The sequence below is a fragment of the Roseateles sp. genome (assembly GCF_036486225.1).
Classification (GTDB): Bacteria; Pseudomonadota; Gammaproteobacteria; order Burkholderiales; family Burkholderiaceae_C; genus Roseateles.
Genome location: NZ_DASVNZ010000136.1, coordinates 31,204 through 53,065 on the forward strand (window position 1 = coordinate 31,204; position 21,862 = coordinate 53,065).

Sequence of the window (21,862 nt, forward strand, 5' to 3'; positions counted from 1 at the left end):
TCAAGCCGGCTGCTTCAGGCCGGCGCGTCCTCGTCGAGGATCAGCAGCAGGATCGCCACCGGCAGGTTCTTGGTCAGGCAGCCCAGCGGGTCCAGCCACAGCGTGGGCAGGATCACCGTGGCCACTGCCGTCATCAGCAGCATCATCGCGCCCGCCAGGCGGTACACCCAGCGGCGGTGCCAGCGCCACATCGCCAATCCGATCAGCAGGTCGACCAGCGCGCCCGCGACGATGACCGGCGCGATCCAGGCCTCGGGTGTCTGCGCGGCGACCATCAGGTCGCGGCTGCGGCCGTCGAGCTCGATGAGACTGGCCGCGCCGGTGGCGAGCCAGAGCGCGATCAGCCCGCCGCGCGCGACGATCCGCGTGCGGCGGTGCCGGAAGTTCACAAGTCCGATGCCCATGCGGCCTCCACGAATTGTTCGACGGGCACCGCCGGCCGGCCGAGCACGCGCTCGAACGCGGCGGCGTCGCCGATGTTGTCCTGCTCCAGCAGGGCCAGGCTTTCGCTGCTCCAGGGCTGGCTGCTGACGAAGTCGCCCAGGCGTGCACTCCAGCGGCTGGGCGCGTCCGGCAACGGGATCACGCGGGCCGGCCTGGGCGCCTGCGGATCGTTCCGGCCTCGCTGGCCGCGCTGGCGCCGCAGTTCCGCGATGAACGCCGCGAGCGGCAGCGCCCGCGGCCCCACGGCGGTGACGATCTCCGGTCCGCCGTCCTGCAGCAGATGCAGCGCCGCCAGCGCGACGTCGGTCACGGCGACCGGCTGGACCTGGGCCTGGACCGCCGCGCGCGGCAGCACCAGCAGCGGCTGCCGGGCCAGGTTCATGAACAGCGCGGCGCTGGCGCCGCCGCGGCCGAAGACGATGCTCGGGCGCAGCACGACGCCGTCGAGCCGGCCTTCGGCGCGCAGGCGGAGCAGGACCTCGTCCGCGGCGCGCTTGGTGGTGGCGTAACGCGTGGGGCTCTGCGCCACGCCGTTCGCGGAGATCTGGATCACCCGCGACACGCCCGCGCGGGCGCAGGCCTCGAACAGCGCGGCGGGGGCCTGGTGATGGATGGGTTCGAGCTGGCGGCGCGGCGTGTCGCGCAGCAGGCCGACCGCGTTGACGACGGCATCGAATCCAGTGACGCGCGGCAGCCAGACCTCGGGCGACAGGTCGCGCTGGAAGTCCTGGGTGCGGGAACTGCCCGCGGTCACGGCCAGCCCCGCTTCGCGCAGCGAGCGCACGATGCGGCGGCCGACGAAGCCGCTGGCGCCGCACACCAGCACGGACCGGATGGCGGGCGTGCTCATGACGCGTCCCCGCTGCCGTCGCGCCGCACGTGATGCGGATGCGGGCGGGGATGGAATTCGCAGGCCTCGTCGCGGCAGGCGGACCGGCCGGCGCGGCGTTCGGCCGCGCGGCGCAGGCCGGTCTCGAAGACCAGCCGCACGATCGGACGAGGGATGCGGTAGCGGTGGCGGGCGACGGTGGGATAGGCGCGATCGCACAGGGTGCGCAGCACCGGCAGGTCCATGATCCGCGCGATCCAGCCGAGGTGGACACCGCGGTAGGCCAGCCGGATCGCCTCGGCGCCGATCGCGAGGCGGCCATCGGCGCGCATGCCGTGCATGAGGTCCATCAGCGCGCGCATGTCGGTGCCCGGCGGGAACGCGGTGAATCCCGGCTCCGAGATGTCCACGAAGCGCAGCAGGCCGGCCGTGTTGCGCAGCATCAGGTTGTGCATCTCGCCGCTGCAGACGGGGCAGGCGCCGTCGAAATACAGGGTCAGCGGGTAGACCGCCGGATCATGGCCGGGGTTGGGGATGGCTCGCATGGCGTCCTCCTGTTTGTGGTGTGTTTGATATTTCAGTAGAGACAGAAATTTGCACTCAAAAAAAGGGCCGGAAAAAGGCTGTATCAGGTCCCGTCCCCGCGCACGAAGCGCTGCACGCTGGCGCCGAGCTTGAGGACCTTCTCCAGCGTCGACGGCGAGAGCCGCATCATTTCCTCGGACCAGGCGCCCAGCGTCTGCATCAGGCGCAGGCACTCGCGCACGCGGTCCTGGGCGTCGGGGGATTCGTCCTGGAACCCCTCGTCGGCGACCAGCTCGGAGAGCATGCGCACGGTCGGGTCGAACTCGCGGTGCTTGCGCTCCCGGACGATGGTGCGCAGCAGCTCCCAGACGTCCGCCGTCGTCTCGAAATAATCACGGCGGTCGCCCAGCACATGGGTCACGCGGATCAGGTTCCAGCTCTGCAGTTCCTTGAGGCTGGTGCTGACGTTGGAGCGGGCGACCGACAGCGTCTCGGCCAGTTCCTCCGCGTTGAGCGGCCGGCCATGGAAGTAGAGCAGCGCGTGGATCTGCGCCACGGTGCGGTTGACGCCCCAGGCGCTGCCCATCTCGCCCCAGTGCAGGACGAAACGGCGGGCGGTGTCGGTGAGTTCCATGCATTGCACTTTAGCTTGTCAGATGTTTCTGTCAACACAGAAACTTGACGTTCGCGAACATCGCACACCTGGATCCTGCGCGCCAGGCCTGGACAAGTGAGGCGCGCATGACTGGCCACGAGCGTCTGCGAGTGCCAACGCGCGTCCGATTTCCCATACTCGCCCGTTTCATGAATCCGGATTGAACGAGATGGTCAGGCAAATGCGGGAACGGACGCTGGTGAAGGGGCGGACCGAGGCTGGAGGGGCGGCGTCCCGGCGCGGGAAGCACAAGCGTCGTGAGGAGTCGGTGACGGAAGACGGGCGGGAAGGGCGCGTCGAGACGCAGGAAGCGCCCGATGCCTCGATGGTTGAGGAGGCGGCGTTGGAAGACCTCCTGCCGTTGGCTTGGGGTGCTGTGGCCATGACGACATTCGCCGCCTTGTCCGCGAGCCCCGTCGGCGTGGGCCAGGAGCGGCCGTCGCAAGTCCGCAGGTCCGGGAATGCGCTGGAGGCGGCGCCACGCCCGGACGCTCCGCCTCAGGCGCTGGCAGTGAAAATGCCGGATCCGACGCCAGATCCGACGATGGATCCAACGCCAGCAAAAACCGGACAGAAAACAGGAGAGGTGGCGGTCGAGAAGACGGCCCCGGAGAGCGTTGCCTCCATGACTGCCGAGATCGCGATGCCGGTCGCGGGTGTCGACGAGCCGCCCGACCGGGCGGATCCGGAAGATCCTCTGCCGACGGTCCGCCTGGAAAGATCGGAGAGGTCGATCGACGGGACTTCCCAGGACGAGTTGGCGCGCCTGGTGGTGGTGCACGATCACGGTCGGATCGGCGGCCGGGACCGGTTCGGCAAGCCGGTCGACTTCGTGCTGACCAATCAGGCGGAAGTCCGGCTGCCCGACATTGAACCGGGCAGGCTCTACGAGATCAGTCGGATATCGCGCAACATGGATGGAGGGACCGAGAGAGCCCGCGTCGATGTCGACGGGCACATCGAACGGATCCCCGCCAGCCTCTTCGTCGAAGGGCCTCAGACCCTTCTGGTGGGCGCGAGAGATCCTGCCGATACCGCACCCATCCGACTGCTGCGGATGGCACACGTCTGGCTGGACACGCGGCCACCGGAAGTGCCCACCTTTTTTCCGGCTGCATTGGAAGTCACTGCCGATCTCCTGGGCGTTTCAAACCTGGAAGATCGGGCTCATCTCCAGTACCGTGCAGTGAGCGCCTCCGACTGGGTGACCGCTGTCGCCGGCAGCGTCGTCAAGGGCCCGTTGGAGGTCCGGCAGGTCGACCGTGCGGGAAACGCCGGCCCGGCTTCCGAGGTCTTCGCCCACCAGTGGCTCCACGTCCAGCCCTCACTCGCGCCGATCTCCTCGGACACTGTGCTGTGAGGCGGTGAGCTTCCCACGCGCGCCCAGCCAGGCGTCGACCGGCCCGGCCAGCCAGGCGCGAGCCGTGTCCGCCCGCTTCACCTGCAGATCGAGGAAGGCCACGCTGACCTGCTGGGCCGCGGTCATGCCGAGCTGCTGCTCGTGCAGTTGCCGGTAGTCGGGCACCGCGGGGACCGGCGCCATGCGCGTGGGGCCTTCCTGGCCGCGTCCGCCGCGACCGCCGCCGCGGCGGCCCTGGGGCTGCGATTGCGCCTGTTCCTCGGCGGCGCGGATGCGCTTCTGCTCGCGTTCCGTGTCCTCGGGTCGAGGTTCGTTGCCGCCGAGCGCGGCATGGCGGACCTCGTTCACGCTGAGCAACCAGGCGCGGTCCGCCGGCATCGCGGCGAAAGGCGCCCGGCGCCATTGCACGTCCCGCACCAGTCCGAGCACGTCGCTGTCGTCCGGGCCCGTCAGGCCGAGGACCGGCATCGAGATGTCGCGATACCGCGCCGCGTCCGGCTGCGCGAAAACCTGCGGGCTGAGCACGATCGCGGCCACCGGCTGCACGGCCTTCAGCGTCAGCACCGACCCGTCGGGCTGCCGCTCGCCTGCCAGCGCCAGGGCCGTCTGGGCGCCGAGTTCATACCCCGCGACCACCGTCTTCGACCAGTCCAGCGAGCGCCACGGCGCGTCGCCTGGGCCCTGGCCCTGGCCTGGGCGGCCCAGCCGCTGCGCCTCGGCGAGCAACTCGTCGAGCCGCGCCAGCCGCTTGCGCATCTGTGCGTCGGCGTAGTGGCGCCGGCCCAGTTCGGCGAATTCGGCCGAGCGCGCCAGATCCGACGACCAGGCGTTCGCGTCCTCCTCCAGCGGCTGCAGCGACAGCACCGCATAACCGGCGGCCGCCCAGGCGCGGCGCCAGCGGATGCCCGCCGTGTCCGATTCGCCCAGGCCCGGCAGGTACACCACGACCGGTCGCGGCGTCGCGCCCACGTTGGCTGGCAGTGTCAGGCTCACGCGCACGTCGTCGCCGCGCAATCGCCACAGGACCGGCCACACCGTCACCGCCTCGCCCTGCGGCGCGTAGCCGCGGGCGGCGAACTCGCGCTGCAGCTGCTGTTCCTCGACACGCGCCTTCGGCGGTCCGCCGCCACAACCGGCGAGCAGCACGGCCGCGGCCAGCGCGGCGGCGCCTGCGAGGGCCAGGGAGCGAGCGCGGGCGCGCAGGCGAGGGCGGGTCGTTTCGATCATGGGCGGCGACGCTAAGCGGACGATGTAAAGCGGCGATTGCTGGGTGGCCGGTCAGGCCGGCGGGCAAGAAAAAGCGACCCCGGAGGGTCGCTCATCATCGCCGCAACGGCCACCGCAACGGACATCGTTGCGAGGTCCGCGTGACGGCGCTCAATGCGCCGGTGCCGCCACCGGCGACAAGCCCTCCGGGATGTCGGCGTTGAAGCGCTGCAGCACGTGCCGGCTCATGCCCTTGGCGAGTTCCTCCTCGCCGTAGAACACGGTGCCGAGCTGCTCCTTGCGCAGCAGCTCGGACTCCTCCTCGCCGTGGGTGCGCAGCACGATCTCGATGCCCGGGTTCAGCTGACGCGCCGTGTCGGCCATCTGCCGCGCCTTCATCGAGTCGGGCACCGCCACCACCAGCATCGCCGCGTTGGCGATGTGGGCCTGGATCAGCACCATGGGTTCGCTCGCGTCACCGCTGACCGCCGCCAGGCCTCGCTTGCGCAGCGCCTCGACGGTCTCGCGGCCCTCGTCCGCGACGACGAAGGGGATGCCGCGCTCGGTCAGCGCGTCGGCGATGCGCCGTCCCACGCGGCCGTAACCGACCAGCACGACCTGACCCTCCAGGAACTGGCGATCGGTGGATTGCGGCAGTTCGGCGTAGGGATCGTCCCGCTCCTCGAGCTTGCGCGCGAAGGCCGACCGCGCCAGCACCCAGCGCTGCAGCGGCGCGATCATCGCGAACATCACCGGATTCAGCGCGATCGAGATCAGCGCCGCCGCCAGCACCAGGTTCATCCCGGCCTTGGGCAGCAGCCCCAGCTGGACGCCCAGGCCCGCGAGGATGAAGCTGAACTCCCCGATCTGCGCCAGGCTGGCCGACACCGTCATCGCCGTGTTCAGCGGATAACGGAACACGATCACCAGCGCCGCCGCCGCGATCGCCTTGCCCAGCATCACGATCGCGACCACGCCCAGGAGGTGCAGCGGCTGGTCGACCAGCGTCATCGGGTCGAACAGCATGCCCACCGACACGAAGAACAGCACCGAGAACGAGTCCCGCAGCGGCAGCGATTCCTGCGCGGCGCGGTGGCTGTACTCGGACTCGCGCATCACCGTGCCGGCGAAGAACGCGCCCAGCGCGAAGGACACGTGGAAGAGTTCGGACGCGCCGTAGGCGATGCCGATCGCCACCGCGATGACCATCAGCGTGAACAGCTCGCGCGAGCCGGTGCGCGCCACCTGCCACAGCATCCACGGCAGCACGCGACGGCCCACCACCAGCATCAGCACGACGAAGGCGGCCATCTGCGCCAGCGTCTCGGCGATGGTGCGCCACAGCGGCGCGTCCGCGGACGCCCCCGGCGCGGCGTTGCCGCCCAGCACCGACGCCAGCGGCGGTAGCAGCACCAGGATCAGCACCGTGGCCAGGTCCTCGACCACCAGCCAGCCGACGGCGATGCGGCCATTCATGGATTCGAGCGTGCCGCGCGATTCCAGCGCCTTGAGCAGCACCACCGTGCTGGCGCAGGACAGCGTCAGACCGAAGACCAGCGCCTGGCCGGCCGGCCAGCCCCACCACATCGCCAGGCCCATGCCCAGCGCCGTGGCGGCGGCCATCTGCACGACCGCGCCCGGCAGCGCGATGCGCTTGACCGCCATCAGGTCCTTCAGCGAGAAATGCAGCCCGACGCCGAACATCAGCAGCATCACGCCGATCTCCGACAGCTGCGCGGCGATGCCCACGTCCGCGACGAAGCCCGGCGTGGCCGGACCGATCGCGATGCCGGCGAGCAAGTAACCCACCAGCGCCGGCAGCTTGAGCCGCTCGGCGATGAAACCCAGGATCAGCGCCAGGCCGAAGCCCGCCGCCAGAGTGGAAATGAGGGAGACGTTGTGTTCCATCAGTGCACCGCTCCCGGACCGGCGACGGCGGCGAAGGCCTCGCGGTGACGGGGGCCCTGCGCGAACGCGCCCAGGGCGGCGGCGATCCGGCGTTCCGCGTCCGCCGCGTCGGGCAGCTCGGGGCCGTAGATCTCCATCCAGGTCTGGAAGACCGGATCGTTGTCATGGCGCTGGAGCAGCCGCACCGGCTGCGCCTGGCGCGCGTGTTCGAAGGCGGCCAGCGCGGCCGTCAGCTGGTCCGCGTGGACGCGGTAGTAGACGTAGAGCTCGACCGGTGCGGTCGAGCCGGGAACAGGACGGATGGGAGGCGCGGCGGCGCGCGTCGGCGGCGATGCATTCATTCAGGTTCTCCGATGACGTAAGGCAGGGGACGGGGGGTGAGGACGGCGCCGGACGCGCTGCCCAGGTGCAGGGTGCCGGACTCGAGCGCGGCGAGCTTCACCTCGGCCAGCAGCAGCGGGCGGCCTTCCTGGCGGCCGAAGCCGGCCACCATGCCCGCGGGCTGGTCCGGGTCGGCGCTGTGGAAGATCTCCTGGCCGGGCGTGGCGTCGGCATCGCTGCCGTCCATCGCGAACAGGTGGGTGCGGCGCTTGATCGTGCCGCGGTACTGGCTGCGCGCGACGATCTCCTGGCCCGGGTAGCAGCCCTTCTGGAAATTCACGCCGCCCAGCAGTTCCAGGTTGAGCATCTGGGGGACGAACTGCTCGACCGTGCCCTGGCGGACCCAGGCCAGACCGGCGGTCACGTCCAGGCCCTGCCATTCCTCGGGATCGATCACGGGCAGCGCGGGCGCGGGCGCGTCGGCGGGCTGCAGCAGCAGGAAACGCGGCGTGAGGCCGTCGTCGGGCAGGCGCGTGGCCAGCGCTTCGCGGCCGTCCGCCAGGGCCACGCGGGACACGGACCAGACCGCCGAGGGCACCGCCCCGGCGCCCACACCGACGCCGGCTTCAGCCAGCCAGTCGCGCGCCTGCGCGCCGGACAGGCCCCAGACGGCCCAGGCCGCGCTGTCGTCGCTCAGCTTGCATTTTGCACGAAGCACGAACATGGACAGCCGCTTGACCGTCGCCGGCAGCACCTCGGCCGGCAGGGCCAGCAGCACGGACTGGTCGTCCGGCTTGACCGCCAGCATGGTCGCGAGCAGGCGTCCCTTGGCCGAGCAGTAACCCGCCAGCCGGGCCTGCGCGCCGGTCTGCAGGGCCAGGTCTTGCGTCAGCTGGGTGTGCAGGAACTTGGCGGCTTCCTCGCCCTGGGCGCGGATCACGCCCCAGTCGGCAAGCCGGACGGCGCCCAGCGCCGAGGACGGCACGGGCGGCGGAGCGTGGTGGAGGTCTTCGATCATGGTCCGATTATCATCAGCCCCCGCATTTCACGAAGGGCATCGGGTCTTGTCACGCGCGAAAAACAGATCTCGCGGCACCGCGAGAAAAACGAAGAAGCAGTCGGGCCGCATCGGGCGCTGGCTGCTGTCCGTGCTGGTGGCGGGCGTGGTGCTGGTCGGCGGCGGCGCGGGCGCGGTCTGGTGGTGGCTGCAGGCGCCGCTGGTGCTGGAAAAGCCGGGCATCGAACTGTCGATCGAACCCGGCACGCCGCCGCAGCAGGTCGCGCAGGCCTGGGTGGCGGCCGGGGTGCAGACCGATCCCCGCTTCCTGTACGCCTGGTTCCGGTACTCGGGGCAGGCCCGGAAGATCCGTGCCGGCAGCTATGAGATCCATGCCGGCGTCACGCCGCGCGAGCTGCTCGACAAGATGGTGCGCGGCGACCAGGTGCTGGAACAGTTGCGCCTGATCGAGGGCTGGAACTTCCGCCAGCTGCGCGCCGCGATCGCGGCGGCGCCGGCCTTGAAGCAGACCACCGCGACCATGACGGACGAACAGATCATGGCCGCGCTCGGCGCGCCGGGGCAGGCGCCGGAGGGGCGCTTCTTCCCCGACACCTACGCCTACAGCCTGGGCGTCAGCGACCTGACGGTGCTCAAGCGCGCGCATGCGCTGATGCAGAAACGGTTGGAGAGCGCCTGGTCCGGCCGCGGTGACGGCCTGCCGCTCAAGAGCGCGGACGAGGCGCTGATCCTGGCCTCCATCGTCGAGAAGGAAACCGGCGCCGCGGCGGACCGGGGCCTGGTCGCGGCGGTGTTCGTCAACCGGCTCAAGGTCGGCATGCCGCTGCAGACGGACCCTACGGTGATCTACGGCCTGGGCGCGGACTTCGACGGCAACCTGCGCAAGGTCCACCTGCAGACCGACACGCCGTTCAACACCTACACCCGGGGCGGCCTGCCGCCGACGCCGATCGCGATGCCGGGCCTGGCCGCGCTGCAGGCGACGCTGCATCCGACCCCGTCCAAGGCGCTGTACTTCGTGTCGCGCGGGGACGGCACCAGCCAGTTCAGCGAGGATCTGGCCGCGCATAATCGGGCGGTCAACAAGTACCAGCGCGGCCGCTGAAGCGACCGCGCTTAGCTTTCTGAGCTTGTGCATCTGCGCTTGTTCCATCTGCGCTTCTTCCATCCGGGTTCCGAGCGAGCCGAGAGAGCACCACGCGTGAGCGGTCGATTCATCACCTTCGAGGGCATCGACGGGGCGGGCAAGTCCACCCACATCGAGTCCGTCGCCCAACACCTGCGCCAGCGCGGCGCCGAACTGGTCCAGACCCGCGAGCCCGGCGGCACGCCGCTGGCCGAGTCGCTGCGCGGCCTGTTCCTGCATCAGGACATGGACGGCCTGACCGAGGCGCTGCTGGTCTTCGCCGCGCGCCGCGACCACGTGCAGCGCGTCATCGCGCCGTCGCTGGCGCTCGGCCAGACGGTGCTGTGCGACCGCTTCACCGATGCGAGCTTCGCCTACCAGGGCGGCGGACGCGGCATGGACGTCCAGGTGCTGGCCACGCTGGAGCAGTGGGTGCAGCAGGGGCGCCAGCCGGACCTGACCTTCTGGTTCGACGTGGATCCCGCCACCGCCGCGCAGCGCCGGGCGCAGGCCCGCGACGCGGATCGGCTGGAGCAGCTGGACCTCGATTTCTTCGCCCGCGTGCGGGCCGGGTATCAACGCCGGGCCGAAGCGTCCCGGGGGCGCATCGTCCGCATCGACGCGGGCGACACGATCGAAGGTGTCGCGGCCCAGATCCGCGCCGAGCTGGAGCGCCGCGGATGGTGACCGATGCCTCCTTGAGCGCCGACGGCGCCGCGGCGCTGGCCGAAGGCGACCGGTTGCCTTTGCCCTGGTTGGCCGAGCCGCTGCATCAGGCACTGACGCAAGGCCGCAGCCATGCGCTGCTGCTGCAGGGACCGGCCGGTGTCGGCCAGTTCGACCTGGCGCTGCTGCTGGCCCAGGCCTGGCTCTGCGAGGCGCGTACCTCGGCCGACCAGCCCGGCTGCGGTCGCTGCGCGAGCTGCCATCTGCTGCGCTCGCGCTCGCACCCCGACTTCCAGGTGCTGCTGCCCGAAGCGCTGCGCGAGGCCCTGGGTTTCGGCGCGATGGAGGCGGAGGGCGAGGGCGCGTCCTCGGCCAAGGCCAGCAAGACCAAGCCCAGCCGCGAGATCAAGATCGAGGCGGTGCGCCAGATGTTGTCCTTCGCGCAGGTCAGCGCGGCGCGGGGCCAGGCCAAGGTGGTCCTGGTGTACCCGGCGGAGGCGCTGAACACCGTGGCCGCCAACGCGCTGCTGAAGACCCTGGAGGAGCCGGCCGGACTGCTGCGCTTCGTGCTGGCGAGCGCCGCCCCGCAGCAGCTGCTGCCGACCATCCGCAGCCGCTGCCAGCCGCTGCAGATGGCGCTGCCCCGGCGCGACGCGGCGCTGGCCTGGCTGACCGGGCAGGGCGTCGAGCAGGCCGGCGTGCTGCTGGACGCCACCGGCGGCCGTCCGCAGGAGGCGCTGCAGTGGAGCGAGGAGGGCATCGCCGCCAAGACCTGGCTGGAGCTGCCGCGCCGCATCGCCAAGGGCGAGGCCGTGGCGCTGACCGACTGGCCGGTGCCGCGCGCGATCGCGGCGATGCAGCGCCTGGTCCACGACCTGATGCGCATCGCCCACGGTGCCGGCCCTGCCTACTTCCCGCGCGACGCGCTGCCCAAGCTGCCGGCGGTGCGCACCGCGCTGGACCAGTGGGCGAAGACGTTGCAGCAGGCGGCGCGGCACGCCGACCACCCGCTCAACGCCGGTCTGCTGATGGAATCGCTGGTGGCGCAGGGGCAGCAGGCGATGCGGCCGGCGCGCTGATCCCTGCGCCGGTCCCTCCGCTGATCAACCTGGTAACCAAGTCTGACCCCCGGGCGCCGCGAGTAGACTTGCCCCCATGAGCGAACTCAGCCTGAAACCGATGAGCACCACGCCCCCCGCGTCCGCCCCCGTCCCGGCTCCCGCCGGCGGTGCCCGACCCAGCGTGATCCAGCTGGTGTTCAAGGAGAAGGGCGCGCTCTACGCCGCCTACATCCCGATCTTCTCGGAAGGCGGCGTCTTCGTGCCGACGACGCGCGACTACAAGCTGGGCGAGGACATCTACCTGCTGATGACGCTGCCCGAGGATCCCAACCGCTATCCGGTCGCCGGCAAGGTGGCCTGGCTCACGCCGGCCAACGCGTCGGGCGGCCGTACGCAGGGCGTCGGCGTGCGTTTCCCCGGCGATGAGAAGACGCGCGTGATCAAGCTCAAGATCGAGGAACTGCTGGGCACGGCGATCTCCTCGGCCAAGCCGACGCAGACGATCTGAATTCCGGAGGTCGGCGGCCCTCCTGCCGCCGCAGCGCCCGGCCATCCACCGCATGAGCCGGGCGGAGTTGTTCTCATGTACATCGATTCCCATTGCCACCTGAGCTTTCCCGAGCTCCAGTCCCAGCTCCCCGACCTGCTCGCCGCGATGGACGCGGCCCAGGTGACGCAGGCCGTCTGCATCTGCACGACGATGGAGGAGTTCCCAGAGGTCCGGGCCATCGCCGACGCGCACCGGCAGCTGTTCGCCACCGTCGGCGTCCACCCGGACAGCGACGAGGTCCATGAGCCCAGCGTCGACGAACTGGTCGAGGGCGCCGCGCATCCGAAGGTGGTCGCCATCGGCGAGACCGGGCTGGACTACTACCGCCTCAACGGCCGGACCGTCGAGGAAATGGAATGGCAGCGCGAGCGCTTCCGCAACCACATCCGCGCCGCGAAGCGCACGGGCAAGCCGCTGGTGATCCACACCCGCTCGGCCGCCGAGGACACCTTGCGCCTGATGCGGGAGGAGGACGCCGGCCAGCCGGGCGGCGTCGTCCACTGCTTCACCGAGACCATGGACGTGGCGAGGGCGTCGCTGGACCTGGGCTTCCACATCTCCTTCTCCGGGATCGTGACCTTCAAGAACGCGGCCGACCTGCGGGAGGTCGCGAAGATGGTGCCGGCGGACCGCATCCTGATCGAGACCGACAGCCCCTATCTGGCGCCGGTCCCGTACCGCGGCAAGCTGAACCAGCCGGCGTACGTCCCGCACGTGGCCAAGCTGATCGCCGAGGTCCGTGGCGTGCCCGTGGAGACGCTGGCGGCGCAGTGCACGGCGAACACGCGGCGGCTGTTCCAGCTGCCCGAGGCCGCCTGACATGACCGCCGGTTCGCCCCGGAAGGCCCCGGCCCTGAAGGCCCTGAAGGTTCGGGTTGCGTTCGCCGTGGGAGGAGCGCTCGCCGGCCTGATGCTGGCGGCGATGCCCGTCACGGCGGCCCTGGCGCAGGGACGATTCGGATCGCAGGCGCCGATGCCGGCATCCGGGACCGCGGCGTCGCCCGAACTGCATGTCGCCGCCCGCAACGACCACGCCGCCACGGTGATGAAGCTGCTGCTGGCGGGCGTCGATCCCAACGTCCGCGACGCGCAGGGCAACACGGCCTTGCATGTGGCGATCCGCGAGGAGTCCGGCAAAGCCTTCGAGACGCTGCTCAAAAGCCCAGGCACCGACGTCAGCGCGATCAACCAGGCCGGCGAGACACCGCTGATGCTGGCGGCGCTCAAGGGGCAGCTGGACTGGGTCAAGGAGCTCGTGAAGCGTGGCGCCTTCGTCAACGAGCCCGGCTGGTCGGCGCTGCACTACGCCGCCGCCGGACCGAACGAGCAGGTGGTGCGCTGGCTGGTGGCGCAGGGCGCGGACATCGACGCCCGGTCGGCCAACGGCACGACGCCGCTGATGATGGCGGCCGGTTACGGCGGGCTCAGCGGCGCGGAGGTGCTGATCGCCGCCGGCGCGGACGTCACGCTGCGCAACGACCACCAGATGACGGCCGCCGACTTCGCCCGCCGCGCCGGGCAGGACGAGATGGCCGAGAAGCTCGACAAGCTGGCCCGGGCGCGGCATCCGTCACGCCCGCGCACTTCGCCGTGAGGCGCCTGCTGGCAATCCCCTAGGAATCCGTCTGACACGCGGTTTGGCCCGCCGCCCACTGTCGGCGGACCGGGTCGGTCCCTACAGTTCATTCCATGCCGACACGGTGTCGGCGCCGCCCTCAGGCCCTCGCAAGCTGGCCCACGGAATCGACTGAATCCCCCTGGAGACCGACATGCTGACCACGACCCAAGCCACGACCCAAGACTTCGCCGCCAACCCGTTCGCGATGCTGCTGGACCCCGAGCGCGTCGTTCATGAGGTGGCCGCTTCCGAGCGTCTGGCCCGCCTGCGCAGCCGCATCTACCGCCCGCTGGACAAGCCGCTGATCGCGCACCGCGGTGCCGACGACCAGGCCGCCTTCGACGAGGAAGTCGACGCTGCCGAGCTGTCGGATGCCGACCTGCTGCCGCTGGACGACGAACCGTCCGACGGCGCCATGCTGAGCGCCTGATCGCTGCCGGGGCAAGGAATCCGCCGGCCGGCCGGCCCGTCGCCGAGTCGTTTGTCAGCCCAGTCTGACTTGCGCTTCCGACAGCCGACTACACCCGGCGCCCCGCGATCTCCCTAGCATGTGGCTCATCAAGGTCGCCGTATCGTGTGACCGAGCCCCACAGCCCTCCTGGAGACTGTCATGCGCCGCCCCCGAGTCCTCACCGTCCACGCCGCCGACGCTTCGCGCGTCTTGCGTGTCTCGTGTGTTTCCATCGAGAGCCGCCGGCGGCTGATGGTGGCGGTGACTCTGCCGATCCTGGCGATCGGCGTGCTGCTGACGCTGGGCGGGTGCACGACGATGGACGGTCGATCCGGCAGCCCGGGAGCGAATGCGCCGATCGGCGCCGCACCGGAGGCTGCGCCAACGGCCGTCGGCGGCAACCTCTGGTCGTCCCGGATGGAAGAACGCCGCCAGGCCCTGATCCAGGCCGGCGCCGGTGCAGGCATCAGCGTTGCCCGTACCGCGGACAACCAGCTCAAGCTGAGCGTGCCCGCCGATGCCTCCTTCGACATCGGCCGTTCCGAACTCAAGCCGGCACTGCGGCCGGTGCTCGACGAGGTCAGCCGCAACCTGGACGACACCGTCCGCGTGACCATCGTCGGCCATACCGACAGTTCGGCTGGCGATGCGGTCAACGGCCCGTTGTCGTTGGATCGGGCAGAGGCCGTGCGTGAGTACCTGGTCCATCACGGCGTCCGGCGTGGCAGATTGCTCGTGGAGGGCCGCGGTGGACGACAGCCCGTGGCCAGCAACGCCACTGAGGCCGGGCGGGCTGCCAATCGTCGGATCGAGATTTTCCTGTCGCAACCCGCGTCCTAAGTTGTTTCAAGCACGGGAGTTGAGTCATGAATGCCTTCTGCCCCCGAAACGTCCTCCGCGTCGCACTGATGCCGGCGACGCTCTCGCTGGCTTCGCTCGTTCAAGCCGCGCCTGCCGTCGACCCGACACCAAGTTCGCTCGACGATCGCGTCGAACTGTCCGGTCGCAACCTCTCCGAGCGGGCGCGTCAGCAGCCTTTGCGTGAATCCACCTCCGCTTCACGGTACACGGTGACGCAGAGCGCCGCCGAACCATTGGCCACCGCCAACCAGTCCGCGGGCGCTGCCGGTTGGTACGGGCGCGCGCCGCAAGCGACGCAGACGATGCTGTGGGCCAGGCCGGCGTCCGGCAGCGGGCTGCGGGTGGGGGTCGGCGTCGAGCAGCGTGGCGTCGCGTTCGGCGGCGGGCTGTATGCGACGCCTTACCAGAACCTTCGTCCCGGCGCGGCCGGCGATGCGGGCGTTCTGGTCGGACTGGCGATGCCGACCGGCCCTCGATCCCATGCCTTTGTCCAGACGCCGCTGCTCGAGGCGCAGCGCGCGCAGATCGACGACCTCAGCGTCCCCGGTCTCAACAACCGCGAGCGCCAGGTGCGCTTCGGTCTGGCCTTCAACAGCCGAAAGGCCTACGCGGACTTGCGCAAAGGCTTCAAGATGGAACTCAGCGGACAGTCCTCGCTGACCTTCCGACCGCGGGGCGGGCGTGTGGGTGTGACCTTCCAGAAGATCTGGTGAGACGGCGGCCGTCGAGCGCCCCGTCATCTCCACGAAAGCCGGCGTAAGCCGGCTTTTTCGTTGATGCGGCGTTGATGCGTGGTGGAGGCGTCGTCGGTAGGTCCTCTCCTACAGCGCATCGGTTGCGGCTCCGACGCAGGCTCGCGGTGCGGGACTGCCCCAGGCGAACCGGCCAGTCCCTACAGTTCATTCCATCGCGGCACGGTGCCGCGCAGGAGAACCGAGATGCTGCACTACGCCGTCGTCTTTTTCGTCATTGCCTTGATCGCCGCGCTGTTCGGCTTCGGCGGCATCGCCGCCGGCGCCGCGAGCATCGCGAAGATCCTCTTCTTCGTCTTCGTGATCATGGCCGTCGTCACCTTCGTGATGAGCCTGCTGCGAAAGTGACGTCGCGGGACCCCGTCGATCGCCTCACTGACTCCCTCCAAAAACAAGCAAAGGATGACCATGAACAAGCCCGCCACCACCGCACTGATCGCCGCCGCCCTGAGCCTGTGCGCCGGCATGGCGCAAGCCGCCAACTTCTCCAAGTCGGTCTACGACGGCGCCAAGGACGACATCAAGAAGACCTACAAGGTCGACAAGGACGCTTGCGACCAGCTGTCGGGCAACGCCAAGGACATCTGCGTCAAGGAGGCCAAGGGCCGCGAGGACGTGGCGCTGGCCCAGCTCGAATACAACTACAGCGGCAACGCCAAGGACGAGGCCAAGCTGATCGAGGCCCGCTACGAAGCCCGCTACGACGTGGCCAAGGAACGCTGCGACGACCGTTCGGGCGAAGCCAAGGACGTCTGCCAGCGCGAGGCCAAGACTTCCTACGAGAAGGCCAAGGCCGAGCTCAAGATGAACAAGAAGGTGGCTGCGGCCGTCGATGACGCGGAGGAAACCCGCGTGAAGGCCGACTACAAGCTGGCGGCCGAGAAGTGCAACACGCTGTCCGGCGATGCCAAGGACGTGTGCGTGAACTCGGCCAAGGCGCGCTACAACCAGCGCTGACCGGCCGGCAACGATTCAACCCCGGCGGGGGGCGCAAGCGATCCGAAGTCGTTCGCGCCTGACGTTGCACCGGCGGATCCGGGACCACAACTCGAACATTGCCCGGATCCCCCTGTCGACACCCATTGGAACGGCGCCCCGCAGGGCGCCGTTTTTCTTTGAAGGGTCGAATGCTGTCGATGGCGCCGCGCACGCGCTCAAGGGCCGTCGCCTCTGGACGCCGAGCCGGTGTCGGAACCCTCTGCGGGCGCGGTGACCGTTGCGCCTCTGGCGGTGGGCAAGGCGGCGAGGTCGTCGGCGGACCACACCGGCGCCGTCAGGATCAGTGCACTGGCGCCCGCGGCCACGACAACGCACAGGATCGTGCCGATGAAGCGCGAGAGGCTCCGGCTCTGCGTCGGGATCTCATTGATCATGAGCGGCCTCCGCGCCGATGACCGCGGTCAACCAGGGCGCCGAACAACATGGGTGCCGCGCCCGCGGCGATGGCGGGGCGAGTCAGCCAGGAGGCGATCAGGCGGATCAGGAGAAAGGGGCGTGTCATCAAGGAACTCCGAGGGTCAGGCTTCGACGTGAAGCGAAGCACCGATGGTCGGAATTCCTCGAGCAATGGCCTATGGCCTTCTCTGGTGGCGCATGACAACCAACTAGCAGATTGAAGTGGGTCGACCTGCTGGAATGCGTGGTCAGGCCAAGCCGGCCTTGTCCAGTCCGAAGGCCTTGTCCTGCGAACCGGGCACGCTCTGGAACGCGACGTTGAGCCGGTTCCAGGCATTGATCGACGACACCAGCCAGGTCAGGTCGGACAATTCCTTCTCGTTGAACTGCTCGCGGACTTCGGCATAGACCGCGTCGGAAACACCCGTTTCAGGGATGCGCGTGAGCGACTCGGTCCACAGCAGCGCGGCGCGTTCCCGGGCGGAGAACAGCGGGGATTCGCGCCAGATCGCGATGTGGTGCAGTCGCAGCGGGCGTTCGCCGCCGATGACGGCCTGCTTGACGTGCATGTCCAGGCAGAACGCGCAGCCGTTGAGCTGCGAGGCGCGGATCTCGACCAGGACCTGCAGGCCGTGCTCGAGGCCGCTCTCCTTCAAGGCCATGGACAGCTCGACCAGCTTCTTGAAGGCGGCGGGAGACTGTTGCATGTAGTTCAGACGTTGGCTCATGGTGGGCTCCGTGATGAGGGAAAGAAAATGAAGGGGGCGTATCCACAAGACGAGGCAGCCTCCGCACTTGTGACATCGCCCTGCGCCCAAGCCGGCGGGCCGCCTCGCTAAACTGGCCGGCGCCCGCCCAAGAAGGCCTTGAACACTTCCCGCGCCGTGACCGCACCTTCCTCACCGACTTCCCCCGCTTCCGGCACCGCGCCGGCCCCCAGGACCAGCGTCTTCCGCCATCCCGGCTTCACGGCGTTCCTGATCTGCCGCCTGGCGGCAGTCTTCGCCGGGCAGATCCAGGCGGTGGTCGTGGCCTGGCAGGTCTATGACCTGACCCGCGAGCCGCTGGCACTGGCCTACGTCGGCCTGGCGCAGTTCATCCCGATGCTGCTGCTCCTGCTGCCGGCCGGCGACCTGATCGACCGCTTCAGCCGCAAGCCGATCCTGGCGATCAGCTGGGCCGTGAGCGCGGGCTGCAGCCTGGCGCTGTGGTGGCTGTCGGGTCACGGCCACGCGGGCGTGACCGGGATCTACGCCGTGCTGGTGGTCTTCGGATGCTCGCGCGCGTTTTCCGGACCGGCGTTGCAGAGCCTGCTGCCGCAGATCGTGCCGCGCGAACAACTGGCCCAGGCGATTGCCGCCAACAGCATGCTGCTGCGCGTGGCCAGCATCGGCGGCCCGTTCCTGGGCGGGCTGCTGTACGGTTTTGGGGGATCGGGCCTGACCTACCTCGTCTGCCTGGCCTGTTTCGCGTTGGGCACCGCACTGCTGGTCGGCGCCGTGCCGGTGCGTTTCGCCGCGCCGCCTTCGCCCGCGGGCGGGAACATCTGGCAGCGTTTCGGCGCAGGCATCCACTTCATCCGGTCGCGGCCCATCATCCTCGGCACGATCTCGCTGGACCTGTTCGCGGTGCTGCTGGGCGGGGTCGTTGCGCTGCTGCCGATCTACGCCCATGAGGTGCTGCACGCCGGCCCGGAGGGGCTGGGCGCGTTGCGCAGCGCCATGGCCGTCGGCGAGGTCACCGCCGGCTTCTATCTGAGCCTGCGGCCGTTCAACCGGCATGTCGGCAAGGCGATGTTCGCGGCGGTGGCGGTGTTCGGCCTCGCCAATCTGGTGTTCTCGCTGTCGACGACCTTCTGGCTGTCATTCGCGGCGCTGGCCATCGCCGGCGCGGCGGACATGGTCAGCGTCTACATCCGCGGTGCGCTGGTGCAGTTCTCGACGCCCGATGAGATGCGCGGCCGCGTCAACGCGGTGAACATGCTTTTCATCGGATCGTCCAACGAACTGGGCGAGTTCCGCGCCGGCAGTGCCGCCGCAGCGCTGGGCGCGGTTCCCGCGGCCGTGACGGGCGCGGTGTGCACGCTGGGTGTCGTCGCAGCCTGGGCGGCCTTGTTCAAGCCGCTGCGCACGGTCGACCGCTTCGAGGAAGCGACGCCGGCCGTCACGCGCTGATCCCTCGATCTCCCAAAAAAGAGCCGCACCGGCCGAGGAGGCGCAGTGCGGCAACAGGGAGGATGCAGGGAAGCTCTGGCAAGCGGCGAACCTGCCTCGCGCCAGAACGTCGGCAGCGTCTGCCGCCCGGTCGTCGTGGCGGGATCGTTGTGGCAGGTCAGTGGTTGTTGCGACCGCGCACGGCGGGCGGCAGGTAGTCCTTGCCGACCATGGCCCGGGCGAAAAGATAGTTGTTGCGCGCCCGGGCAGGCAGGCTGTCCAGGTCGACGTGGCCTTGCGGGTCGCAAGGGAAGGACATCGCCCGACCTGCGTCGAAGATGGATTCGAAGCGGATCTCGAACTGGGACGCAGCGGCGTCGGCGGCAATCTGGAGGCTCATTTGGGTTCTCCTGCTGAGTTCCTTTGCTTTCACTATCGGCGCTGGGACTATCGCTTCCCATCAGTGCAGCGCGGTGCGCGGTGTCGGCGCGGGGAGGTGGCCTGTGTCCGACGACGTCCTACAGCTTGTGGGTACAACGGAAGTGCGTTGGCGAACGTTGACGGTGCGGCCGTCTGTCGCCCGGGACTTCACACAGATTTGCAGTCCTGTTTCGCACACCGACCTGGATGTGGGAGAGCGCCTACAGCGCGTTGCGGTGGCCGCCGCTTCGCCGCTGGGGCGGCGACAGCGAGGATGCAGGCATCGCAACCCGGTTCCGCGCCGGTTCGAGGCCGCCATGGACGACAACATGCTCATGCTGATGACGCTGTCCACCTGCACCGCCACCGCGTTGGCGCTGCGGATGTGGCAGTGGCTTGACGAACTCGCGCGGGACGACTCCCAGGAGGATTTCCCATGAGCGCCCGACCCCCTCTGCCGCCCGAGCATCCCGCCGACGCTTCCACGGTCGATCCTTCCGTCGAACGCCAGGCCAGCGAAGACCAGCCGCTGAGCCAGTCCGCCTTCATCTGCGGCGAAGTGACCTACCGCACCGGTGACGGTCCGATGATGGTCATCCGGCCCGGCACCGTGCAGGTGGAGATCAACGAGCACGACGTGACGCTGGGGTGGGAGGAGGGCGACTCGCGCATGAGCGCCCTGATGCCTCGCAGCGAGTACGCGCGCTTCATCGGCACCGGCGCGATCAAGCCCGTGGTGACGCACCGGCCGGACGAGGCCGGCGGCGCCGAAGGCACTGTCCGCGCGCAACCTGAGCTGGACAAGGCTCAGGGCAAGTCCGGGCACTGAACTGGACAACCAGCCGGGCATGGCGCCCGGCACCGTGCGCAGCTTGGAGTGCCAATGAAAAACGCCTCGGTATACCGAGGCGTTGTCGTTTGGGTCGACGCGAGGCGTCAGTCGCGATCGCCGCCGAAGATGCCCAGCAGTTGCAGCAGCGCGGTGAACACGTTGTACAGGTCCAGGTAGATGTTGAGCGTCGCGCTGATGTAGTTGGTCTCGCCGCCGTCGATGACGCGCTTGACGTCGACCAGCATGAAGGCCGAGAAGATGCCCAGCACGGCGACCAGCAGCGCCAGGTGCACGCCGGTGGACTGCAGGAAGACGTTGGCGATGCCGGCGATCATGGCGATCACGGCGCCGACGAACAGGAACTTCTGCAGGCCGGAGAGGTCGCGCTTGACCACGGTGGCCAGCGAGGCCATCGCGAAGAAGATCCCGGCGGTGCCGCCGAAGGCCGTCATGATCAGCGTGCCGCCGTTCTTGAAGCCCAGGATCGCCGCCAGCAGGCGCGACAGCATCAGGCCCATGAAGAAGGTGAAGGCCAGCAGCGAGGCGACACCCGCGGCGGAGTTCTTGGTCTTCTCCACCAGGAACATCAGGCCGAACGCGCCGACGAAGAACAGGATCATGCTCGCGCCGTTGCCCATGGCGGCGAGGATGCCGGTGCTCACGCCGATCCAGGCGCCGAGCACGGTGGGGATCAGCGACAGCGCCAGCAGCGCGTAGGTGTTGCGCAGGACGCGCTGGCGGTCGGCGGACAGCGACGAGCCGAAGCCGCCGGTGTTGAGGTCGATGATGCGGTCGTTCATGTGCGTGCGCCCCATGAAGTGAGTGTTGCTGTCGATTGTAGGCACGGGTCTTAAGGCTTCGTTAAAGTGATCGTCTTTCCTTCAATGATCCCGACGAGGCCGCAGATGAAACAGAAGCCCTTCCTGACCCTGGACGACGTCAAGCGCATCGCCGCCGCCGCGGAAGCGGAAGCGCTCAAGAACAACTGGGCCGTGACCATCGCGATCGTCGACGACGGCGGTCATCTGCTGTGGTTGCAACGCCTGGACAACGCCGCCGCCACGTCGGCCGTGATCGCGCCGGCGAAAGCCAGGACGTCCGCGCTCGGACGCCGCGAATCCAAGGTCTATGAGGACATCGTCAACAACGGCCGCAACGCGTTCCTGAGCGTGCCGCTGGAAGGGATGCTGGAAGGTGGCGTGCCTGTGCTGGTCGAAGGCTTCTGCGTCGGCGCGGTCGGCGTCAGCGGCGTGAAGTCGAATGAAGACGCGCAAGTCGCCAAGGCAGGCATCGCCGCCCTGGGTTGAGCCCACGAGGTCCGCGGTCGATCGGGGACGGCAAGGCGCGAGGTTTCGGCGCTTGACGCAGGGGGAGAGGCGGACCGAGTTCAGTCCAGTGGACTGAACGACGCCGACGAGCGCTGGAGGACCGGAGGTCTGACAGCCTTGCGCCTTGGCGGCCAAGCGCGCCGGAGCGTGCAGTCAAGGGCTGCCGACCATGTCCTCCTGATGACCCGTTTGCGCAAATCTTCTCCGTGAATACCCCGACGGGTTATACTCGTCAGGTTTACCCGCAACCTACCGCGTCCCGCAAACTTCACCCCCGATCGCATCGGATCCCACTCGGATCGACTCCCTCACAGGAGACCCGGTCGCACCCGCGCGCCAGCCGTCCATGGCGCGTGCCGGCGGCGAATCCAGGGCCCTGAAGC

Annotated in this window: 28 protein-coding genes; 16 read left to right on the top strand and 12 right to left on the bottom strand. The window is 69.3% G+C overall.

Going from position 1 to position 21,862, the window contains the following annotated elements; genetic code table 11:
- Positions 1 to 14: 14 nt before the first annotated feature.
- The 4 genes from VF536_RS09300 to VF536_RS09315 all read right to left on the bottom strand — a co-directional run bounded on the left by VF536_RS09300 (position 15) and on the right by VF536_RS09315 (position 2,432).
- Positions 15 to 404 (bottom strand): DoxX-like family protein, encoded by a 390-nt coding sequence (locus tag VF536_RS09300; RefSeq protein WP_331614558.1) that lies wholly within the window; start codon positions 402 to 404, stop codon positions 15 to 17.
- A complete protein-coding gene (locus VF536_RS09305; protein ID WP_331614559.1) occupies positions 386 to 1,294 on the bottom strand; it encodes an NAD-dependent epimerase/dehydratase family protein in 909 nt (302 codons plus the stop codon). The genes VF536_RS09300 and VF536_RS09305 overlap by 19 nt, the downstream gene beginning before the upstream one ends.
- Positions 1,291 to 1,818, bottom strand: a complete 528-nt coding sequence (locus VF536_RS09310; RefSeq protein WP_331614560.1) for a DUF393 domain-containing protein — start codon at positions 1,816 to 1,818, stop codon at positions 1,291 to 1,293. Before VF536_RS09310 ends, VF536_RS09305 begins: the two co-directional genes overlap by 4 nt.
- 83 nt (positions 1,819 to 1,901) lie before the next feature.
- Positions 1,902 to 2,432, bottom strand: coding sequence for a GbsR/MarR family transcriptional regulator (locus VF536_RS09315; RefSeq protein ID WP_331614561.1), 531 nt, complete (start codon positions 2,430 to 2,432; stop codon positions 1,902 to 1,904).
- A 181-nt stretch (positions 2,433 to 2,613) separates the two neighbouring features.
- Here VF536_RS09315 and VF536_RS09320 point away from each other — a divergent pair, with 181 nt between their 5' ends.
- Positions 2,614 to 3,813, top strand: coding sequence for a hypothetical protein (locus tag VF536_RS09320; protein WP_331614562.1), 1,200 nt, complete (start codon positions 2,614 to 2,616; stop codon positions 3,811 to 3,813).
- Here the strand turns inward: VF536_RS09320 and VF536_RS09325 are convergent.
- From VF536_RS09325 to VF536_RS09340, 4 genes are all read right to left on the bottom strand, one after another.
- Positions 3,778 to 5,040, bottom strand: coding sequence for a hypothetical protein (locus VF536_RS09325; protein ID WP_331614563.1), 1,263 nt, complete (start codon positions 5,038 to 5,040; stop codon positions 3,778 to 3,780). The genes VF536_RS09320 and VF536_RS09325 overlap by 36 nt on opposite strands.
- A gap of 150 nt (positions 5,041 to 5,190) precedes the next feature.
- Positions 5,191 to 6,927 carry a YbaL family putative K(+) efflux transporter gene (ybaL, locus tag VF536_RS09330; protein WP_331614565.1) on the bottom strand — a complete coding sequence of 579 codons (1,737 nt, stop codon included), beginning with the start codon at positions 6,925 to 6,927 and terminating at the stop codon, positions 5,191 to 5,193.
- Positions 6,927 to 7,268 (bottom strand): DUF4936 family protein, encoded by a 342-nt coding sequence (locus VF536_RS09335; RefSeq protein WP_331614566.1) that lies wholly within the window; start codon positions 7,266 to 7,268, stop codon positions 6,927 to 6,929. The genes ybaL and VF536_RS09335 overlap by 1 nt, the downstream gene beginning before the upstream one ends.
- On the bottom strand, positions 7,265 to 8,266 hold the full coding sequence (locus VF536_RS09340; protein ID WP_331614567.1) for a folate-binding protein: 1,002 nt from the start codon (positions 8,264 to 8,266) through the stop codon (positions 7,265 to 7,267). The genes VF536_RS09335 and VF536_RS09340 overlap by 4 nt, the downstream gene beginning before the upstream one ends.
- A gap of 109 nt (positions 8,267 to 8,375) precedes the next feature.
- On the opposite strand from VF536_RS09340, the gene mltG reads away from it, so the two are divergent.
- From mltG to VF536_RS09395, 11 genes are all read left to right on the top strand, one after another.
- Positions 8,376 to 9,371, top strand: coding sequence for an endolytic transglycosylase MltG (gene mltG / locus VF536_RS09345; RefSeq protein ID WP_414710331.1), 996 nt, complete (start codon positions 8,376 to 8,378; stop codon positions 9,369 to 9,371).
- A gap of 96 nt (positions 9,372 to 9,467) precedes the next feature.
- Positions 9,468 to 10,079, top strand: a complete 612-nt coding sequence (tmk, locus tag VF536_RS09350; protein ID WP_331614568.1) for a dTMP kinase — start codon at positions 9,468 to 9,470, stop codon at positions 10,077 to 10,079.
- Positions 10,073 to 11,137 (top strand): DNA polymerase III subunit delta', encoded by a 1,065-nt coding sequence (gene holB / locus VF536_RS09355; protein ID WP_331614569.1) that lies wholly within the window; start codon positions 10,073 to 10,075, stop codon positions 11,135 to 11,137. Before tmk ends, holB begins: the two co-directional genes overlap by 7 nt.
- 100 nt (positions 11,138 to 11,237) lie before the next feature.
- Positions 11,238 to 11,627, top strand: a complete 390-nt coding sequence (locus tag VF536_RS09360; RefSeq protein ID WP_088407064.1) for a PilZ domain-containing protein — start codon at positions 11,238 to 11,240, stop codon at positions 11,625 to 11,627.
- A gap of 75 nt (positions 11,628 to 11,702) precedes the next feature.
- Complete coding sequence (locus tag VF536_RS09365; RefSeq protein WP_331614570.1) at positions 11,703 to 12,488, top strand: TatD family hydrolase; 786 nt, start codon at positions 11,703 to 11,705, stop codon at positions 12,486 to 12,488.
- Position 12,489: 1 nt separating this feature from the next.
- Positions 12,490 to 13,263, top strand: coding sequence for an ankyrin repeat domain-containing protein (locus VF536_RS09370; protein ID WP_331614571.1), 774 nt, complete (start codon positions 12,490 to 12,492; stop codon positions 13,261 to 13,263).
- A 175-nt stretch (positions 13,264 to 13,438) separates the two neighbouring features.
- Complete coding sequence (locus VF536_RS09375; protein WP_331614572.1) at positions 13,439 to 13,717, top strand: hypothetical protein; 279 nt, start codon at positions 13,439 to 13,441, stop codon at positions 13,715 to 13,717.
- A gap of 180 nt (positions 13,718 to 13,897) precedes the next feature.
- Positions 13,898 to 14,578 (top strand): OmpA family protein, encoded by a 681-nt coding sequence (locus tag VF536_RS09380; protein WP_331614573.1) that lies wholly within the window; start codon positions 13,898 to 13,900, stop codon positions 14,576 to 14,578.
- A 68-nt stretch (positions 14,579 to 14,646) separates the two neighbouring features.
- Entirely contained in the window at positions 14,647 to 15,312 is a 666-nt protein-coding gene (locus tag VF536_RS09385; RefSeq protein WP_331614574.1) for a hypothetical protein, read from the top strand.
- A 225-nt stretch (positions 15,313 to 15,537) separates the two neighbouring features.
- Positions 15,538 to 15,699 carry a DUF1328 domain-containing protein gene (locus VF536_RS09390; RefSeq protein ID WP_067270282.1) on the top strand — a complete coding sequence of 54 codons (162 nt, stop codon included), beginning with the start codon at positions 15,538 to 15,540 and terminating at the stop codon, positions 15,697 to 15,699.
- A gap of 60 nt (positions 15,700 to 15,759) precedes the next feature.
- Positions 15,760 to 16,308, top strand: a complete 549-nt coding sequence (locus VF536_RS09395) for a hypothetical protein (protein WP_331614575.1) — start codon at positions 15,760 to 15,762, stop codon at positions 16,306 to 16,308.
- A gap of 197 nt (positions 16,309 to 16,505) precedes the next feature.
- On the opposite strand, the gene VF536_RS09400 is transcribed toward VF536_RS09395, so the two are convergent.
- Positions 16,506 to 16,724 (bottom strand): hypothetical protein, encoded by a 219-nt coding sequence (locus VF536_RS09400; RefSeq protein ID WP_331614576.1) that lies wholly within the window; start codon positions 16,722 to 16,724, stop codon positions 16,506 to 16,508.
- Positions 16,725 to 16,994: 270 nt separating this feature from the next.
- Positions 16,995 to 17,474, bottom strand: a complete 480-nt coding sequence (locus VF536_RS09405; protein WP_331614577.1) for a carboxymuconolactone decarboxylase family protein — start codon at positions 17,472 to 17,474, stop codon at positions 16,995 to 16,997.
- 156 nt (positions 17,475 to 17,630) lie between these two features.
- Here VF536_RS09405 and VF536_RS09410 point away from each other — a divergent pair, with 156 nt between their 5' ends.
- Positions 17,631 to 18,920: an MFS transporter gene (locus VF536_RS09410; protein WP_331614578.1), complete on the top strand. Its 1,290-nt coding sequence runs from the start codon at positions 17,631 to 17,633 to the stop codon at positions 18,918 to 18,920.
- 157 nt (positions 18,921 to 19,077) lie between these two features.
- Here the strand turns inward: VF536_RS09410 and VF536_RS09415 are convergent, their stop codons facing one another.
- Positions 19,078 to 19,299 (bottom strand): hypothetical protein, encoded by a 222-nt coding sequence (locus tag VF536_RS09415; protein WP_331614579.1) that lies wholly within the window; start codon positions 19,297 to 19,299, stop codon positions 19,078 to 19,080.
- Between the two features lie 337 nt (positions 19,300 to 19,636).
- Between VF536_RS09415 and VF536_RS09420 the strand changes: the two genes are divergently transcribed.
- Entirely contained in the window at positions 19,637 to 19,759 is a 123-nt protein-coding gene (locus VF536_RS09420; protein ID WP_331614580.1) for a hypothetical protein, read from the top strand.
- Positions 19,756 to 20,148 (top strand): hypothetical protein, encoded by a 393-nt coding sequence (locus VF536_RS09425; protein ID WP_331614581.1) that lies wholly within the window; start codon positions 19,756 to 19,758, stop codon positions 20,146 to 20,148. Before VF536_RS09420 ends, VF536_RS09425 begins: the two co-directional genes overlap by 4 nt.
- Positions 20,149 to 20,255: 107 nt before the next feature.
- On the opposite strand, the gene VF536_RS09430 is transcribed toward VF536_RS09425, so the two are convergent.
- On the bottom strand, positions 20,256 to 20,951 hold the full coding sequence (locus VF536_RS09430) for a Bax inhibitor-1/YccA family protein (protein ID WP_331614582.1): 696 nt from the start codon (positions 20,949 to 20,951) through the stop codon (positions 20,256 to 20,258).
- Between the two features lie 105 nt (positions 20,952 to 21,056).
- Between VF536_RS09430 and VF536_RS09435 the strand changes: the two genes are divergently transcribed.
- Entirely contained in the window at positions 21,057 to 21,458 is a 402-nt protein-coding gene (locus VF536_RS09435; RefSeq protein ID WP_331614583.1) for a GlcG/HbpS family heme-binding protein, read from the top strand.
- Positions 21,459 to 21,862 lie beyond the last annotated feature (404 nt).